16 protein-coding genes are annotated in these 16,934 nt (G+C 62.0%); 8 read left to right on the top strand and 8 right to left on the bottom strand.

The annotated features are described in order from the left end of the window. Positions 1-97: 97 nt before the first annotated feature. From FIU28_RS14425 to FIU28_RS14420, 3 genes are all read left to right on the top strand, one after another. Complete coding sequence (locus FIU28_RS14425) at positions 98-439, top strand: hypothetical protein (protein WP_143573944.1); 342 nt, start codon at positions 98-100, stop codon at positions 437-439. 737 nt (positions 440-1,176) lie between these two features. Continuing rightward, positions 1,177-1,350, top strand: a complete 174-nt coding sequence (locus FIU28_RS26450) for a hypothetical protein (protein WP_168202947.1) — start codon at positions 1,177-1,179, stop codon at positions 1,348-1,350. Positions 1,351-1,677: 327 nt separating this feature from the next. Further along, entirely contained in the window at positions 1,678-2,373 is a 696-nt protein-coding gene (locus tag FIU28_RS14420) for a hypothetical protein (RefSeq protein ID WP_143573943.1), read from the top strand. Positions 2,374-2,406: 33 nt separating this feature from the next. On the opposite strand, the gene FIU28_RS14415 is transcribed toward FIU28_RS14420, so the two are convergent. The 8 genes from FIU28_RS14415 to FIU28_RS14380 form a co-directional block, all read right to left on the bottom strand. Further along, on the bottom strand, positions 2,407-2,811 hold the full coding sequence (locus tag FIU28_RS14415) for a hypothetical protein (protein WP_143573942.1): 405 nt from the start codon (positions 2,809-2,811) through the stop codon (positions 2,407-2,409). Between the two features lie 334 nt (positions 2,812-3,145). After that, entirely contained in the window at positions 3,146-4,120 is a 975-nt protein-coding gene (gene bioB / locus FIU28_RS14410; RefSeq protein ID WP_143573941.1) for a biotin synthase BioB, read from the bottom strand. Positions 4,121-4,490: 370 nt separating this feature from the next. Further along, entirely contained in the window at positions 4,491-5,069 is a 579-nt protein-coding gene (locus FIU28_RS14405) for a hypothetical protein (RefSeq protein WP_143573940.1), read from the bottom strand. A gap of 266 nt (positions 5,070-5,335) precedes the next feature. Next, entirely contained in the window at positions 5,336-6,319 is a 984-nt protein-coding gene (locus FIU28_RS14400) for a hypothetical protein (RefSeq protein WP_143573939.1), read from the bottom strand. Beyond that, a complete protein-coding gene (locus FIU28_RS14395) occupies positions 6,316-7,122 on the bottom strand; it encodes a hypothetical protein (protein WP_143573938.1) in 807 nt (268 codons plus the stop codon). The genes FIU28_RS14400 and FIU28_RS14395 overlap by 4 nt, the downstream gene beginning before the upstream one ends. Before the next feature lie 8 nt (positions 7,123-7,130). After that, positions 7,131-7,337, bottom strand: coding sequence for a helix-turn-helix transcriptional regulator (locus FIU28_RS14390; protein WP_168202946.1), 207 nt, complete (start codon positions 7,335-7,337; stop codon positions 7,131-7,133). A gap of 221 nt (positions 7,338-7,558) precedes the next feature. Continuing rightward, entirely contained in the window at positions 7,559-8,758 is a 1,200-nt protein-coding gene (locus FIU28_RS14385; protein WP_143573936.1) for a tyrosine-type recombinase/integrase, read from the bottom strand. A 231-nt stretch (positions 8,759-8,989) separates the two neighbouring features. Further along, a complete protein-coding gene (locus FIU28_RS14380; RefSeq protein WP_246660684.1) occupies positions 8,990-13,831 on the bottom strand; it encodes a beta strand repeat-containing protein in 4,842 nt (1,613 codons plus the stop codon). On the opposite strand from FIU28_RS14380, the gene FIU28_RS26975 reads away from it, so the two are divergent. The 5 genes from FIU28_RS26975 to FIU28_RS14360 all read left to right on the top strand — a co-directional run bounded on the left by FIU28_RS26975 (position 13,824) and on the right by FIU28_RS14360 (position 16,851). Further along, positions 13,824-14,216, top strand: a complete 393-nt coding sequence (locus tag FIU28_RS26975) for a hypothetical protein (RefSeq protein WP_246660683.1) — start codon at positions 13,824-13,826, stop codon at positions 14,214-14,216. The genes FIU28_RS14380 and FIU28_RS26975 overlap by 8 nt on opposite strands. A gap of 338 nt (positions 14,217-14,554) precedes the next feature. Next, entirely contained in the window at positions 14,555-15,058 is a 504-nt protein-coding gene (locus tag FIU28_RS14375) for a phage tail protein (RefSeq protein WP_246660682.1), read from the top strand. Positions 15,059-15,102: 44 nt separating this feature from the next. Beyond that, positions 15,103-15,636: a phage tail protein gene (locus tag FIU28_RS14370; RefSeq protein ID WP_143573935.1), complete on the top strand. Its 534-nt coding sequence runs from the start codon at positions 15,103-15,105 to the stop codon at positions 15,634-15,636. A gap of 114 nt (positions 15,637-15,750) precedes the next feature. After that, complete coding sequence (locus FIU28_RS14365; RefSeq protein WP_143573934.1) at positions 15,751-16,278, top strand: phage tail protein; 528 nt, start codon at positions 15,751-15,753, stop codon at positions 16,276-16,278. A 3-nt stretch (positions 16,279-16,281) separates the two neighbouring features. Then, on the top strand, positions 16,282-16,851 hold the full coding sequence (locus FIU28_RS14360) for a GNAT family N-acetyltransferase (protein WP_143573933.1): 570 nt from the start codon (positions 16,282-16,284) through the stop codon (positions 16,849-16,851). Positions 16,852-16,934 lie beyond the last annotated feature (83 nt).

Genomic DNA, 16,934 nt, shown 5'->3' with positions numbered 1-16,934 from the left:
AAGGCTTAGAAACATGCACCAGGCTGACAGCGTGCATAGCACGCCACCCACGAACACGTCTGCACCCCAAGCCGCTATTAACAGCCCTGAGAGCCCCGTGGAGGGGCTTTACTTTCCGACGCCCGTCACCCCCGAGGACGCCTTCAAAGCCATTGGGCGACTCCGCAGGGCCGCCAGAGACGAGATCAACAGGCTGATCCAGTTTCTCGATAAGACCGACGATTATGTCAGCCGGGAATTGGAGGAAAACGGCGACGAGCTGGACGCCTCCTATCCAGACGGCACCCGGCTATGCTCAAGCCCGATGGAGGACGACGAGGACGATGATCCAGCGGAGGACAGCGACCCCGGCGAATGCAGCGACACCGGCATTGGCGACCGGGACGGCCTGACCGAGCAATTTAGTGGCCACGGTCTGTTTGCAGGTGGGGTGTTGTGATGACAGACCCTCGCGACCTCGATGCTGCCGCCGTCATAGAACTGTGCGCTGCCGGCTTTGTCCCGGTCAACGTGCTGCCCGGAGTTGCAATAGCAGTCCACCGCCAGACGGCGACACCCTTCACCCTGCGAGCGGTTCTGTCGGCCTGCACCCCGACCGCCGACGATAGCCGGACCCAGCTAGATTATCTGGCTGAGCTGCCGGATGCGGCGTGGCGGTCGATTGGCCCGCTATGGGAGAACCACCGGGAGGTCTGGTTGGCCAACCTGCGGCGCAGCATTGCATGGAGGACGGTATGCAGCTGATCCGCCTTTATGCCGCAAGGCTCAGCCTGTGGGCGAGCATCAGGCTGCGAGGCAGGCGGCAACTTTAATTTAACCGCCTACTGCCATCCTAGAATCAAGCGGGCTTCGTAACTCATACCGCGACTAAAGACTAAGAGCCCGCCGGCGCCCCCCAGCTCGGCGGGTTTTTCATTGGACATGATGGAACTGGCGATGGGCTGGCAGGTTCTGATTCCGCGCCAAGCCTGTTGGTGGAGGCGTTAGAGGCCTTACCCAACTCCTCCCCAGGCCCCAGGTGGGGCCTCTCGCTTTTTATACAACCCTTGTTGAACCGCCATCCCGTTGAGGCATACTCATTTTAGCTGGGGATTTTGCGGGCCCAGTAATCAGCCGGCGCCGCCTGGGCGATTATACTCCGCCCGGGCGGCGGCGTGCTCGACGGGGGAGTGAGTAATGCGCCCAGCCGACGACTTTAGGAATCGTGCCGTCCAATTCACTCGCCAAGCTGCCGCGCAGGCCGATGCCGACGATGCGAGCCGCCTGTTGAGCATCGCAAGCTATTGGTTTCGCCTTGCCGACGCGGAGGAATGGTCAATTGAACGGCCGACGACGAGGACCGAGAACTGAGCGTCAGGATGTCAGATTGATGGGCTACCGAATTGCTAAACCGGTAAACGCCGATCGCTAACCTATTGAACTGAAAAGAAATTTTCGCTTCTCGCAACCCCATTTGCTGCCGGATTGCTACCAAACGCCCTGAAAATGAAGCCTCTCGGCCGATCGGGTCGAGCCCGCGTTGCCACTGCCGCCGTCCGGACCATCGCTCAGCGATGCCACCAAAGCGGCTTACGCAGGGGTTAAGCTACGTTCTGATCTAATGGCGCCTGTGTCAGAGCCGATATCGCTCTAGCGTTCTTGGATTCTCCGTCGCAAACTATGGCGGGGAGATCGAGTATGTTCTGGAAAAAAGAGAAGCCAACGGCCGTCCTGCCGCCTGTAGCGGTAGAGAGCCAGAAGCCGCCGCCGACGCCAGAGGCGAGCATTGCCCAGGCGATCCTTTCATATCAGCGTTCGTTTTATAATTCTCTGCAAACGACAGAGCGAACCGGGTTCAGGGAGGCACAGCGGCTGGTGGCCCGCGCAACCCAGATCGTTCGCGAAAGCAGACTGGGGCCGGCGCTCGTTCCTACGCTCTTGGAACATATCCAACACTGGCCATCCTGGTCGAAGCGGGACGATTTTGGGAAGTATGTAAAATTCCCTGCTAATAACGTTTCAGGTGAAGTCGAACGGCTGCCTGAAGTAGGTGGTTCGGTTAGCAAGATCTATTTCACTTATAACGGCAACGCCTACGGACTGATCTTCACCGATGAAGGTAGTCGCCCATATTCGTCAGGCGACACTTATTTTGCCTATGGCAAGGTCGAGTTGACCTACCAAGGCTACAGTGTATTTGGTCTGGATATCAGCCAAGATTTGTCTAACGAGCACTCTGTCTGGCGATGGCAGAACGTCTTCGCTTTCGTGCCTGGGACGTGGATGAAGGAGTTGATCGAGATGGCGGCCTATATCGAGGCTGCACAACAACAGTACTTCACGGATTTTACCGAGAAAGACGCGCTTGAGCGCGCTAGACGGATCAAATTATAGTTGGAACGGCTAACTTCTGAGCGACAGGAGTTGCTAATCGTCATCATTCGTCAGCAGCATCTCTTCCTTCTGAAACGTGCGGTCGGTGCGATAATAGCTATGGTAAACATCATCATCGTTGCCGGCGAAAAAGCCGTATAACCCGTATTCGTTGAGGTCTTTGAAATAGAATCCTATACGGGTCTCCGCAAAGTGGTCGACGTGAAAAGCTGATAGGTGTGCAGTCTCAAAAAGCAACTCGGCGTCCTTTGCTTTCCAGAAGTCCCGTTGACGCCCCCGAAAATCGTACTCCCGCACCCCCTCTTTGATACGATCGTAAAGCTTAGCATCCCTCTCGAGGCGGGCGCTTGCAGATTTAGCAGCCCCCTCCCGCTTCGACTGCCGCCATAGCAAAATTAGGCCTACAAGCATTAGAGGAATGATTAGTGACCAATCCATTTTCCACTTCCAAGCGAAGAGTCCCAGCCCATTTCAGTATTGCCGCGCAAAATATAATTGCAAAATGGCTACAGCGTTCGAGTGCCAGCGTCTAGACAACTAAGATTATAAGGAAACTTTTATCGGAAGCGCTTAGGTCCCCGCGCGCCGGCCAGTGATATGCTGGACATGCGCCATCGTTTCGTCATGCGTGCCGGCGTCGAACATCTCGCCGCACCGGCACCGGAGTGGCCCTTTTCCCATCTTGTCGCGATAACCGGCATCCCATAGGGCGTACTTGTTGGCCGTCCAGGCGCGGGCCAAGGGCCTTTATCAGACTGGATAGCGCGCAACGTCAGGCCGGCTGCAATCCCAGCCGATCGAATAGTTTTGTGTCGGCCTGGTCTCCCGGGTTGCCTGCGGTCAGCAAGGTATCGCCGACAAAGATCGAATTGGCGCCTGCGAAAAAGCAGAGCGCCTGCATTTCGTCAGTCATGGCCGAGCGACCCGCCGACAGGCGAACATGCGATTTCGGCATCATGATCCGCGCCAGCGCAATGATCCTGACGAACTCGATCGGCCCGATCGGGGCGGCGTTGGCCAGCGGAGTACCGGCAATGGGAATCAGCATGTTGACCGGAACGCTTTCGGGCGGCTCAGGCAGATTGGCAAGCGTCACCAGCATATCGACGCGGTCGGCTTCCTCCTCGCCCATGCCGAGGATGCCACCGCAACAAACCTTCATGCCGGACAGGCGGACGTTTTCCAGCGTGTCGAGCCGATCGGAGTATGTCCGGGTGGAGGTGACCTGCGGATAGTAGCGCTCGGAGGTATCGACATTGTGATTGTAATAATCGAGACCGGCCGCGCTGAGCCGGTCCGACTGTTCGCGATCCAGCATGCCGAGCGTCATGCAGGTCTCGAGCCCAAGCGCTTTCACCGCGCTGACGATTTCAACGACGGCGTCCATGTCCCTCGGCTTCGGATTGCGCCAGGCGGCGCCCATGCAGTAGCGGCTCGCGCCGGCGGCTTTGGCCTTGCGTGCCTCGGCGACGATTTTCTCGACATCCATCAGCTTGGAAGCGGGCAAACCCGTCGCGTTGTGCGCGGACTGGCTGCAATAGCCGCAATCCTCCGGACAACCGCCGGTCTTAATGTTGAGAAGCTTGCTCAACTGCACGCGGTTGGGATCGAAATACTGCCGATGAAACGATTGCGCCTTGAACAGCAGGTCATTGAACGGGAGCCGGTAGACCGACCAGGCAGCCTCCGCTGTCCATGCCGGTGCGACCGCGGGCGCCACGTTCGTTTCCTTGCTCAGTTCAAGCATTCGCGTTCTCCGGGATTCTATCCTGGCCGGCATATTGCACAGTGGCGAGACTCGGACCAGTACGCATTGGGCCTGGCCGAACCAGTGTTTGGCACCTGGGCAAGGCAATCTGTAGGGATATGCACTCAATCTAATTCGCGCACAAGGCGCAGCAATTCCCGCATATACCTTGCCGCCGCGTCGGCCTCGTTGGTCCGACCACCATGTCGAAAATTGCCATTCGTCTTGCCCTTCGGCGCGCCGCCACCAGCGCCGTGCATACGACAGACGCGATGACCGGTAACCGCCGGCGATCGGCAGGGGAGCCCGGTGCGCTTCGATTTAGCCCAGCACCTTGGGGCCTCGTTGCATCGGTGCATGGGGTTGTCGGTCATTTCGTTTCCTGCCCCCCGCCACCCCCGACGAGCTCCGGCTGAATGATCTGGTCGAGGGTAGGCTGCGCTCTGGATTGCAGGGCTGGCACGGTGGTGATGGTTTCCGCGACCATTGCCTGGTCGGCGTTGACGGTGACGTGCTTCACCACGATCTGCTGCTGCCCGCGCCCGCGGTGATGGTCGAGCCGCTCAGTCAGCATCAAGGCCGTTCGCGACGCCTTGTCGGCAAGCTGCAGATATTTCGTGCGGGCCTGGAAATACTCCGGCGGCTGCGCCCAGCCCTTCCGATAGAGCATGAGCGACGCCTCGTTGGCTGCCAGCAATTGAGCGATGATAATGCCCTCAACCGGGTCCGCTGGCGCTAAGGACGCCATCGCGCGGCAAAGAGCCGTTGATGATGCCTCGGCGTTGGCACCGCCTGTACTGGCATATGGCGAGGCCCCTACCGTAAGATTGGCGAGCCAAAGATTCCACTTGTCATCCTGACTGCCTCCGAGCGCCTTGAGTTCGCCCTTAGGGTTAGGATCAAGCGTCACAGTTGTCCCTGCTGGCTTTTTAGCTGGTTTATTGGCCATCATTTCCTCGTTGGCATGAATACGAGCGCCGTCTCTACTGCGATAAATATGTCGCGCGGAAGCAAACCGTAAGCGATCTGCGCCAGCTTGCCTGGTTCGTCCACCGCCAATCGCTCTAGGACGCCCTTCCGTGCCTTTCCCAAACGGAAGCCAGATCGGCCAGTAGTTTTTCGGAAATGCGCTGACGGGCTCCTACAGGCCGCCCATGGGGTTTCCTGACTGACCTGGCTCCCAGTGATGTCCGGTTTTCTTGATCACTTGTTGGTTCATAGCTTTCTGTTTTCTTTGGTACCATCAGGTTCGAAACCTCTGTCGCCTTTTATTAGTTTCTGCAGGTCATCCAATGGAGCGATTGTGGTTCTGGGATCGTGGTTGTCATCATCATAAAAAAGAAATGGCGCATCCAAGTAAATACAGCACATATCGATCAGGAAATCGCCGCCCGCGCTCACTATCTCCGCAACCGTACCGGTCGACCCCCACGTGCTGTCGAAAACTCTGTCGCCAACTTTGATCGGCAGCTTCCTTTCTGCTTCCCGCGCGAGCCGCTGCTCATCAGCCAACAGCGCCGCCTGGCGCTGCTCTTCCTGCTTCGGTTTTTCAGCCGCGCGGCGCTCCTCTTCTTGCTGTCTCAGAAGTTTCGCCTCAGCAATGAGCTGCCGTAGTTCATCGGCCTGCCCTTCGATATATTCGAGAGCATCGTACCGCTGGCCCCACTCATCGCTAACTTTCCGCAGTTCCTTCAACACCTCTGATATCGACGGGATGAATTTTGATGATTGGCGCAATGACCGCACCGTCATCTCCAAAATCACCATGTCATGACAGCCCTCGGCCATGATCTCGTTAATCAACATCGGCACGTAAATTTCGGGATTGGCGACGTTGGCCTGCGGGAAGCTGCCGACCAGTTCGCCAACTTTCGCAGCGATCCAGCTTTTCTTCAGCCCGTCTTCATCTCGCAATATCTCGATGTTGAAGGCGTCTGATTGAGCGTTTGCTTCAGCGATGCGTTTAGCAGCGCCTTTGTCGAATTCCGCTAGATTCTCTTCAATCCACGGGAGATGGTCATAACTGCGTTTAATGCCTGTGGGGTGTTTCTCAAAAATTTCGACGTGCCCTTCAAGGATTTTATATCGATACGCCAGAGCATCGAGCGTATCCGCCAGGTCGTTGTACGCCTTGAAGGACGGTAACTTTGATGTGGCGGGTGCGATATCTGACTGGACGACTGTAAGCTTTTTGCTCATTGGTATCCCTCCCGCTCAAACTCATCGCGGCACATGTCCATGGCAACGTCAGCCGCGCTGCGCTTGCCACGCCCCCATTGACTGTCTGTAGCCGGCGGGAGGTTTCGCCACGCGCCGTTCGCCAGCCAGTCTTCGAGCTTGGGTAGGTATCTAGGTTTAACCGCCGCCGCCCACCGCGCAGCGCTGGCGATAATCTCGTCAGGGTCTTCGCCATCACAGACAGCATTAAAGGCGTCTTTTGGCTTTTTCGGTCCAACTCCGTAAAGTCGCACTCGCCAGATGGCGACAAGCTCTTGAAACTTTTCTTCATGCGACGCGCCGGAAGGCGCGCTCGCAATGGCAGGAAGCGCCTCACACTCTCTCTCTGAAAGAGAGAGTGGTTCTTCTTGGTTCGTGTGCAGTGTACGACACCCCTTCGTGCGTTCCACGACACGCGTGTCGTCCGCGACATCCGTAGGGGTGTTGTGAGCGACATCCGTAACGGGTGCTGTGTGCAACACCCGTTGGCGATTAAACCGGAAGCTATTCGTGGTACCGGGAGCGCCGCCTTTGCTGCCCTCCACGATAAGCCAGCCTCGATTTTTTAGCTCTTCGATAGATGGAAAAACGGCACGGCGTTGCCGGCCGACCGCTGTAGCGATCGACGCGACACTTGGATTGCAACGGCCAGTTTTGGTGTTCTGAAACTTGAAAAGCAATGCGGTTGCCACGGTCTTCGCAGACGCCGAAATCTCAGCGTCTTCTAAGATCGCAAGTATCAGCGCAAACTTGGCTTTGGCCTCGGGTGTGGCGCGGGCTTTCATTGCGCGCATTACTCGGCGGCGATCAGCCGATCTGCCCATCGCGGCGGGTCGATCTGCCAGGCTTCAATGTCGGCCCGACGCCACGCGATAGTACGGGGCGAAAGATTGATGCGCTTGGGGAAGCTGCCGGCCTTTTCTTGACGCCAGCGAGTTACGCGGCTGACCGGATGAATCGTTTTAAGCTCGTCTTCAAGGACGAATGGCGTGGCGGACATGATTGCTCCGAAGACGGCTAAAGCCATCTCAGCGCGCGATCAGTCGGCAGCCTGCTCGCGCATGAATCCACTCACTGCCGTGAGAAAATGGTGGTTTTTCATCTGGGGATTTCATCTGCGGCTAGGCGGTATTGGCCCATGATACGCGGCAGCTAATCATGCTGACGGGTTCACATTGCGTAGGCGCAGGCGACTCGACCGCTATGTCCGAGTCTTTAAGATTATGAAAATACACGAAACGATGCGAACGTCAAGTTTGTGCACGAAAAAACCGCCCATTCTTCCATAAGTAACTTGCGTTTTGCCAGTGCGTCACCACGACGGTAGGCTCTCTCGCTGTCGTCACCGACAAGATGTGACAAGGCGGCCTCAGCAGTCTCACGGGCGAATGTCGTTTCGTCGCCAGCCCAGTCGCGGAAGCTCGATCGAAAGCCGTGAACCGTGAAGGCTTCGCCGCCGGCGCGGTCCAACGCCGCCGACAGAGAGGCGTCGGAAAGCATCGCGCCGGGCTTCATGCCAGGGAATATAAGATCTGATTTGCGCTTGCCGGCGAGCTGCCGAGCAAGGCCTATTATCTCGATCGCGCGCGCGACCAGCGGCACCCGGTGCTCGCGGCCTTCCTTCATGCGCGCAGCGGGGACTGTCCACAGGTCGCCATCGATCTCGCTCCACACGACGCCGCGAACCTCACCCGATCGGGCAGCCGTTAAGATGGCAAATTCCAAAGCAAGGTTGCTGAGCGAAATGTTGGCGCGCAGCCCCGCAAGAAACTTTGGGACATCTTTGTACGGCATCGCCGCATGGTGGCCGCGACTGAGTTTCTGACGCGGTGCCAGCAGCGCGTCGAGGTGGCCTTTCCACCGGGCCGGGTTCTCACCGGTACGGAACCCGTTGGCCCTGGCGGCGTCGAGGACGCGCTCGATCCGCATGCGGGTTCGGCTCGCTGTTTCCGGCTTCTCGCTCCAAATTGGCCGGAGAGTGCGCAGTACGTCCTCGGTGCCGATCTCGTCGACCATCATCGGCCGAAGCGCCTTGGCATAAACCTCCAGGGTCATCTTCCATTGAGCGCCATGTTTCTCGTTTTTCCAGCCGGGCTGCAGCGCCGCGATCAGATCGTCGGCGACCTTGCCGAAAGTTGGCCGGGCGGTAATTTCACGGCGAACCGACAGCGGGCTGATTCCGCCGGCCAGCGTCTCCCGGGCCGCCTTGGCCTTGTCCCGGGCGGCGGCCAGCCCGACAGCGTCGAGTTGCCCCAGGCCCATCTCGATGGTCCGGCCGCGCCACCGATACATGAACACCCAACGCCGGGCTCCGGCTGGCGAGACGGACAGATACAAGTTGCCGCCGTCGCTGTGCCGGCCAGGCACGCCGTACAGCTTTCGGAGAGTCAAGGGGGATAGTTTATTGATGGATCTCGACATGTCAGCCCTAGCATCAGCCCTAGCAGAAGCATGAAATTATAGGGAATCATTTGCGATGATTTGAAATCCAATGACAAGCGAGAATTAGAGAAGTGCCTGGTTTTATTGGGGAAGTAACACTCTATGATGCTTAGTGAAACTGTCTGAAAACGTGGGTTAACATCCCACCCCTTCCGCCACAGCGCCGGCGATCCTGTCTATGATGAGGTGAACTGGAACACTCACCGCCCCTCAGAACGGCACCGATCCCCGCCCCCGGAAACTCCAGATCTGCACGTTGTTGCCGATGCCGCCGAGCTCGGCGCCGAAGGCGACCGCAGCGCCGTTGCCGAACCGCGCAGCAAGGCCGCCGGTGGCTCGCGCCGACCAGCCGTCGATGAACGGCGTCGAGGTCAACGCACCGCCGCCCGCCAGCGTCACCGAGGCGGCGTCGTCGCCGGTGAAGTAATAGTCGGCGTAGATGCCGGCATAGGGCGAGATCGTCAGCGCGGCATCGAACAGCCAGGGATAGGCGACGGCGAAGCCGGTCGAGGCGCGGCCGGTGAAGAAGCTGCGCTCGGCCTGCGGCGTGCCTAGCGAGTCCGTATAGGCGTTCTGCTGCTCCCACAGCGCATAGACCCGCGCCGAGGGCTCGATCGCAAAGCCATAGGCCTCGGTACTGCCGGTCAGGCCGCCCGACACCAGCCAGCGATCACCGTTGAACTTGCCGGTGGCGGTGCCCGCCGTGCCGTCATAGCCCAGCCCGGTATAGGCGACGGCCGCGTCGAAACGCAGCCCGGCGGCGAACTTCCAGCCGAGATAGGAGCCGACGGTCCAGCCGTCGCCCTTGAGGCGGCCGTTCAGCGTGTCCGAGCGATAGTCGAATACTTCGTAGCCGCCGACCACGCCGACCAGGAAATTCGGCGTAAGCCGGTGCGTCAGGCCGAGCAGCCCGTTGACCTGGGTGCCGTACAGCACCGAGGGCCCGCTGGAATGCCAGTTGCTGATGCCGCTGCCCCTGATGTCGCCCCACAGCAGCCAGTCCTTCGGTTCGACAGGAGGCCGCGGCGCCCTGGCCTTGACGAAGCTGCGATCGATCGCGGCGAAGGCATCATCGACGCGGTTGCCTTCGCCGCGCGACACGCCGCCCCGGCCTCGTGTGGCATAGGCGGCGGTGCCGTAGTCGCCATTCCAGCGCTGGCTGACGGTGCGCTCTGCCGTCGTCGTCGTCTCCTGGTCGGGATCGGCGGAGAAGTTGAACCGCACGCCGCCGGCACCGGGCGTCGTCATCGGGCCGGCGCCATTGCTGAACCCTTCGCCGATCGCGCTGTCGATTGCGCCGGAGATCGCCGAGCCGGAATTCTGCGCCACCGTCCGGGTGGCGACGATCTGCAGCGCGCGCAGTTTCAGACTGTCCTGCGGCGTGTTCACCGCCTGCAGCAGCGGCGCCGATGTGCTGGCGGCGAAATTCGCGTTGCCGGCATAGGCGGCGGTGATGGTGTGGTTGCCAATCGCCAGCGCCGAGGTCGTGAAGGCGGCGACGCCGCCGGTCAGCGATGCGGAGCCGATCGCCACGCCGCCGTCGCTGAACGTCACCGTGCCGGTCGGCATCGCGCCGTTGGCGCTCACCGTCGCGGTGAAGGTCACCGCCTGCCCGGCCTCGCTGGGATTGCGCGACGAGGCGAGCGACGTGGTCGTGACGGGGACAATGTAGCTGTAGAGGCCGGCGCCGGTCGCCGTGCCGCCGGGCGTCGTCACCGTGATATCGACCGCGCCGGCCGCATGCGCCGGCGTCGTCGCGGTGATCGAGGTTGCGCTGCCGACAGTGAAGCTGGTCGCCGCGGTGCCGCCGAAGGTCACGCTGGTCGCGCCGGTGAAGTTGCTGCCGGTGATGGTCACCGACGTGCCGCCGAGCGTCGTCCCGGAGTTCGGCGATACCGACGTGACGGCAGGCCCTGTCACATAGGTGAACAGGCCGGTGCCGGTCGCTGTGCCGCCGGGCGCGGTGACCACGACGTCGACGGTGCCCGCCGCATGCGCGGCCGTGGTCGCCGTGATCGAGGTGGCACTGGCGACCGTGAAGCTGGTCACCGCGGTGCCGCCGATCGTGACAGAGGTGGCGCCGGTAAAGTTGGTCCCGGTGATGGTCACATTGGTGCCGCCCGCGGTCGTGCCGGTGGCCGGCGCGATCGCGGTCACTGTCGGCGCGGTGGCGTAGGTGTAAAGGCCGACGCCGGTCCCGGTGCCGCCGGGGGTCGTCACGACGACATCGACGGTGCCGGCGGCATGCGCCGGCGTGGTCGCCGTGATCGACGTCGGGCTTGCCACCGTAACGCCGGTCGCCGCCGTGCCGCCGATGGTGACATTGGTGGCCCCGGTAAAGTTGGTCCCGGTGATGGTCACACTGGTGCCGCCGGCGACCGGACCGGCGTTCGGCGAGATCGACGTCACAGCCGGCGCGGCCGCATAGGTGTAGAGGCCGGTCCCGGTCGCGGCGCCGCCGGGCGTGGTGACGACGACATCGACGGTGCCGGCGGCATGCGCCGCCGTTGTCGCTGTGATCGAGGTGGCGCTTGCGACGGTGAACGTGGTCACCGCCGTGCCTCCGATGGTTACGGCGGTCGCCCCGGTGAAATTGCTGCCGGTGATCGTCACATTGGTGCCACCAGAAGTCGGGCCTGCATTGGGCGCGATCGACGTCACCGTCGGAACATTGACGAAGGTGTAGAGATTGACGCCTGTCGCGGTGCCGCCAAGCGTCGTCACCACCACGTTGACGGTACCGGCGGCGTGCGCCGGCGTCGTCGCGTTCATCGTGGTGGCATTGACCACGGTGAAGCTGGCGGCGGTGCCACCGATCGTCACAGCGCTGGCGCCGGTCAGGTTCGTACCGGTGATGACGACGCTGGTGCCCCCCGTCGCGGCACCCGAATTCGGCGCGACCGACGTCACCGTCGGCGTCGCGAAGTAAGTGAACTGATCGGCCGCAGATGTCGCGCTGGTGCCGCCGACGGTCGTGACGCGAACATCGACGGTGCCGGTGCCGGCCGGCGACGTCGCGGTGATCTGCGTCGCGCTGTTGACGGTGAAGCCGGTCGCCGGCGTGGCGCCGAAATTCACCGCGCTGGTGCCGATGAAGCCGGTGCCGGTGATGGTAACGCTGGTGCCGCCCGCCGTGGGTCCCCCGCTGGGCGCGATCGACGTCACCGTCGGCGCCGCCACATAGGTGAACTGATCGGCCGCCGAGGTGGCGCTGGTGCCGCCGAGGGTCGTCACGCGAATATCGACGGTGCCGGTCCCGCTCGGCGACGTCGCCGTGATCTGGGTGGCGCTGTTCACCGTAAACCCGGTCGCCGCGGTGGCGCCGAACACAACTGCGGTGGCGCCAGTGAAATTGGTGCCGGTGATGACGACCGAAGTTCCGCCCGCGGTCGGACCGCTGGTCGGTGCAATCGACGTCACCGTCGGCGCCGCGACGTAGGTGAACTGGTCGGCCGCAGATGTCGCGCTGGTGCCGCCGACGGTCGTGACGCGAACATCGACGGTGCCGGTGCCGGCCGGCGACGTCGCGGTGATCTGGGTGGCGCTATCGACGGTGAAGCCGGTCGCAGGCGTAGCGCCGAACACCACCGCGTTGACGCCCGAGAGGTTGGTGCCGGTGATAGTTACCGACGTGCCGCCCGCCGCAGGACCGCTGGTCGGCGCGATCGACGTCACCGTCGGCGCTGCGACGTAGGTGAATTGATCGGCCGCCGAAATGGCACTGGTGCCGCCGACGGTGGTCACCGTGATGTCCACCGTACCGGTGCCGGCCGGTGACGTGGCGGTGATCTGGGTCGCGCTGTTGACCGTGAAGCCAGCCGCCGCTGTAGCCCCGAAATTCACCGCCGTGGCACCGCTGAGATTGGTGCCGGTGATGACGACCGACGTGCCGCCCGATGTGGGCCCCGCCGTCGGCGAGACCGCGGTCACGGTTGGCGCTGCGACGTAGGTGTACTGATTGCCGGCGCCGGTCGCCGAGGTCGCCGAATTATTGGTGACGGTGACGTTGACCACGCCGGTGCCGGAAGGTGCGACCGCGGTGATCTGCGTCGCGGAGTTTACCACGTAGCTGGTGGCATTGGTGGCGCCGAACCTGACGCTCGCCGCGCCGGTGGTGCCTGTAAAGCCGGTGCCGGTGATCACGACCGAATTGCCACCCGCCACCGTGCCGGAGGTCGGGTTGAGCGCCGTCACCGCCGGTCCCGCGATGTAGGTGTACTGGTTGCCGGCACCCGTGGCCGAGGTTGCCGAGTTGTTGGTGACGGTGACGTTGACCACGCCCGTGCCGGCAGGTGCCACGGCGGTGATCTGCGTCGCGGAGTCCACCACGTAGCTGGTGGCATTGGTGGCGCCGAACCTGACGCCCGCCGCTCCGCTCGTACCGGTGAAGCCGGTGCCGGTGATCACCACCGAATTGGTGCCGCCCGCCGGACCGGAGGTCGGATTGAGCGCCGTCACTGTCGGTGCCGGAAGGTAGGTGTATTGAGTGCCGGCGCCGGTCGCCGAGGTCACCGCGTTGTTGGTGACGGTGACGTTGACCGTACCCGTGCCGGCGGGTGCCACGGCGGTGATCTGCGTCGCCGAATTCACTACGTAACTCGTCGCGTTGGTGGCGCCGAACTTGACGCTTGCCGCGCCGGTCGTGCCGGTAAAACCGGTCCCGGTGATCACCACCGAATTGGTCCCGGCGGCGGGACCGGAGGTCGGGTTGAGCGACGTCACCGTCGGCGGCAACGGAAGGTTCGTCACCGCTATCGGATACGACGTATCGGTAATGGCGTAAACATTGCCACCATTTGCCAATGAATACGCACAGGGCGCGCTAAGCGGACAACTTTGCGAAGCGTAGAAGAGCGGGATGCTGGCCGAGTTCGATGATCCCATCGTTGTCAGTTGAATCGTGTAGTCGAAGTAGACAGAACCATCGGTCGAGCCCGGCGTGACCAGGAAAACAACGCCATTGCCGCCATTGATGGACGCCGGCGTACCGCCGCCGGGGTTGCCGACCATCGGATAACCGGTCTGGGAGTCGAAACCGAGAGTCGTGTACAAGCCTGCCCGGATCGGTTCCGAGCATGACGATACATCGAGCGTGACCGATTGTCCGACGGTCTTGCCGGTGAAATCGACCGAGGTCTGGCAGGCTGCCTGCGCAGTCGCGCTGCTTAGGCAAAGCATCGCGGCGGCTGTCGAAAGGGCCAAAGCGGCTGTGCATCGGGCCGGTGCGCCAGCCGACGCCGGACGCAGCCGGGAGAAGCCGAAAAAAATTCGGATTGAACGGGCCGTGAGACGTCTTCCTGCCGCCAGCAGCAGCTTCAAAACCATCATTCGGCCCATCTCGAAAATGAGTACCGCAGGATCGTCCCGCCCCGAGAAACTCAACGCTGACGCGCGGATCGCACTTGCCATTCCCAAGCCGACATTCAGTGATTGTTAACTTTGGTAAGCAGCAATCGATGGATGCGGACCTGCATCACGACTGCATTCGCCTACTAATTGCAAGATGGCGGGACACAATCTTTCCCAAAAAATCGTCGGTTACATCCCCTTCGTCGGATTTCGTTGCGTGCAGGCCACAGTCGCCTGCGCGCCCTCATCGACCTACGACAGGCATCAGCCTGCTTGTGCGCTCCCGTTCAGGTTGTTGGTGTATTGACAAAATTCATGAGGTTGCGAATATTTGGAGGTATTAGCTACCTGCATTGTTTCGCCCATTATTTCGATAGCCGCCTGGAAGGTACATCGATGCCTTTGACGCCCTTTGTCGGACAGATCATGCCGGCAGCATTCGGGTTTGTCCCGAGAGGCTGGGCCGCCTGCAACGGCCAAATTCTATCCATCCAGCAAAACCAGGCTCTGTTCTCGCTGCTTGGCGTTACCTATGGCGGCGATGGTCGGATAACATTCGCTTTGCCCGACCTGCGCGGTCGCGCCATCGTCGGGTCCGATTTCACGTCGGTCGCCTGGGGGGAAATCGCCGGTTCGGAAACGGTAGGCATGACGACCGAGCAACTGCCGAGGCACACCCATTCCCTGCAGGCATCGACGACCGCCGGCCCTACGGGCCGCCCTGCCCCACCTGTCGGAAAACTGTTCGGGGTCAATAGCGCGACCTCGCCCGCGTTGATCTTCGCCCCGGCCGGCAGCAACGAGGTGGTGTTGTCGTCGGGGACCAACGTCCCGCCGACCGGCGGCAACCAGCCGCACAACAACATGCAGCCTTACCTCACGATCAATTACGTGATCGCGCTTAACGGAATGTTTCCGTCGCGCTCTTGAGCCGCGGTCGCGCCGCCCTTCATCGAAGCAGTGGGAGTATCCGGATGTCTGACCCTTTTGTCGGAGAAATACGTTTGTTCGGTTTTCCGCGCATTCCGACCGGCTGGGTGGCCTGTGATGGCGCTGCTCTACCCATCTCGGAGTACGATGTACTCTACACGCTGATCACCACCACCTATGGCGGCGACGGCGTCACGACGTTCTGCGTCCCGGATCTGCGCGGTCGTGTGCCGCTATCGCAAGGTACCGGTCGCGGATTGACGACGCGCGTGCTTGGCGAACCCGGCGGTGAAGAGCGGCATACTCTGACGTCCGGCGAAATGCCGAGCCATGGCCACGCCCTGCTTTCCAGCACCAACGTCGGCACGACGGCCACGCCCGGCGCCGCGGTTCACCTCGCCACCTCCAGCAACGCCGCGACCCAACCCTACGCACCGCTGGCCAACGTCACCGGGTATAACGTCATGGCGTCTTCGATCGGTATCACCGGGGACGACCTGTCCCATGACAACATGATGCCGACGTTGACCGGCAATTATTGCATCTGCACGGCGGGCGTGTTTCCGCAGCAGAGCTAGTTCGTTTCAACCGCCAGGGATTGTGGATACGCGCCTGGCGGCGTTCTCGCATCGTCTACCGACCGCTCCCGATGGCTCGTGCCTGCAGGGACGGCGCATCGCAGGGAGGCTGTCATGTCCGATCCGTTCATTGGGGAAATTCAGGCGTTCGCCTTCGGCTTCGTACCGAAGGGCTGGGCCCTCTGTGACGGCAGCCTGCTGCCCATCCAGAGATACAGCACGCTGTTTTCCCTGATCGGCTCGCTCTACGGCGGCAACGGCACGACCACTTTCGCGCTGCCCAACCTGGTCGGTCGTGTCGCCATCAGTCAGGGCCAGGGGCCTGGCCTTGTCGATTATGCCATTGGCGACGTACTCGGCAGTTCGACGGTATCGGTCACACAGCAGGAGATGCCGGCCCATCTCCACCCGATGCAGGTCGGCACCACCGCTGCCACCAACAGCACGCCCGGTCCCACCGGCGGCTCCAACGTCGCCATCGATCCGAGCTTCAATGGCTTCATCGCGCCGCCGTCCAACACCACGTTTGCAACGTCGGCCGTGGTCCCGGCCGGCGGATCGCAGTCCCATCCCAACGTGCAACCGACGCTGGCGATAGCCTATTGCATCGCGCTGCAAGGCGTGTTCCCGAGTTTCAACTGAGGCATGTCGGCTGGCAGAACGGCGGCACTGGCCGGTCAACTCCGGCTCGCCCACCCCGGCAGCCGCATCCGCACACATGCTGCGGCGGATGACGAATTCTGCCGGTCCCTGTTTCGCGAGGAGCGCGCCGCGCAGTTTGCGCCCCTGGACCTCGGCGACGGCGCCCTGAGGGCGATGCTCGATCAGCAATTCGAGGCGCAGCGGATGGCCACCACCCGCCGCTTTCCCGACGCCGAGGCCTTCATCATCGCCCATGCGGGGCGCGATGTCGGCCGGCTGATCGTGACATTCCGGGCCGGATCGCCCGCCGCTTCCGAGGGCACCGCCTCACGGCCGTCGGACAGCCCTACCCTGCACCTGATCGATCTTGCGCTTGCGCCGGCCGCCCGCAATTGCGGCATCGGCAGCGATGTCATCAACAGCCTGGCCCGCGCGGGACATGCCCTCGGCGCGAAGCACTTCACGCTGTCGGTGCTGCAATCCAACGAGGCGGCCCGGCGGCTCTATGGGCGACTGGGTTTCTCGACGGCCGCAGATGGCGTCTACAGCGCAATGGTCCGGCATCTGGAATGAGCGAGGCGGCAGGATTCGCGCCGCGGGGCCGGGTCTGCCGCTGCCGGCGCTGCCGCAGGGGCGAGGCCCGTAGCTGCTCTGAC

Source organism: Tardiphaga sp. vice154 (genome assembly GCF_007018645.1).
GTDB lineage: Bacteria > Pseudomonadota > Alphaproteobacteria > Rhizobiales > Xanthobacteraceae > Tardiphaga.
The sequence above is the reverse complement of the archived record's forward strand: the minus strand, read 5'-3'. Positions and strand labels throughout refer to the sequence as shown.

What these genes read in the sequence shown, in the direction of transcription:
- FIU28_RS14395 (WP_143573938.1), bottom strand. Translation starts at nt 7,122, where the DNA reads ATGAAAGCCCGCGCCACACCCGAGGCCAAAGCCAAGTTTGCGCTGATA.
- FIU28_RS14375 (WP_246660682.1), top strand. Translation starts at nt 14,555, where the DNA reads ATGCCGGCAGCATTCGGGTTTGTCCCGAGAGGCTGGGCCGCCTGCAAC.
- FIU28_RS26450 (WP_168202947.1), top strand. Translation starts at nt 1,177, where the DNA reads ATGCGCCCAGCCGACGACTTTAGGAATCGTGCCGTCCAATTCACTCGC.
- bioB (WP_143573941.1), bottom strand. Translation starts at nt 4,120, where the DNA reads ATGCTTGAACTGAGCAAGGAAACGAACGTGGCGCCCGCGGTCGCACCG.
- FIU28_RS14405 (WP_143573940.1), bottom strand. Translation starts at nt 5,069, where the DNA reads ATGGCCAATAAACCAGCTAAAAAGCCAGCAGGGACAACTGTGACGCTT.
- FIU28_RS14390 (WP_168202946.1), bottom strand. Translation starts at nt 7,337, where the DNA reads ATGTCCGCCACGCCATTCGTCCTTGAAGACGAGCTTAAAACGATTCAT.
- FIU28_RS14400 (WP_143573939.1), bottom strand. Translation starts at nt 6,319, where the DNA reads ATGAGCAAAAAGCTTACAGTCGTCCAGTCAGATATCGCACCCGCCACA.
- FIU28_RS14385 (WP_143573936.1), bottom strand. Translation starts at nt 8,758, where the DNA reads ATGTCGAGATCCATCAATAAACTATCCCCCTTGACTCTCCGAAAGCTG.
- FIU28_RS14415 (WP_143573942.1), bottom strand. Translation starts at nt 2,811, where the DNA reads ATGGATTGGTCACTAATCATTCCTCTAATGCTTGTAGGCCTAATTTTG.
- FIU28_RS14360 (WP_143573933.1), top strand. Translation starts at nt 16,282, where the DNA reads ATGTCGGCTGGCAGAACGGCGGCACTGGCCGGTCAACTCCGGCTCGCC.
- FIU28_RS14420 (WP_143573943.1), top strand. Translation starts at nt 1,678, where the DNA reads ATGTTCTGGAAAAAAGAGAAGCCAACGGCCGTCCTGCCGCCTGTAGCG.
- FIU28_RS14365 (WP_143573934.1), top strand. Translation starts at nt 15,751, where the DNA reads ATGTCCGATCCGTTCATTGGGGAAATTCAGGCGTTCGCCTTCGGCTTC.
- FIU28_RS14370 (WP_143573935.1), top strand. Translation starts at nt 15,103, where the DNA reads ATGTCTGACCCTTTTGTCGGAGAAATACGTTTGTTCGGTTTTCCGCGC.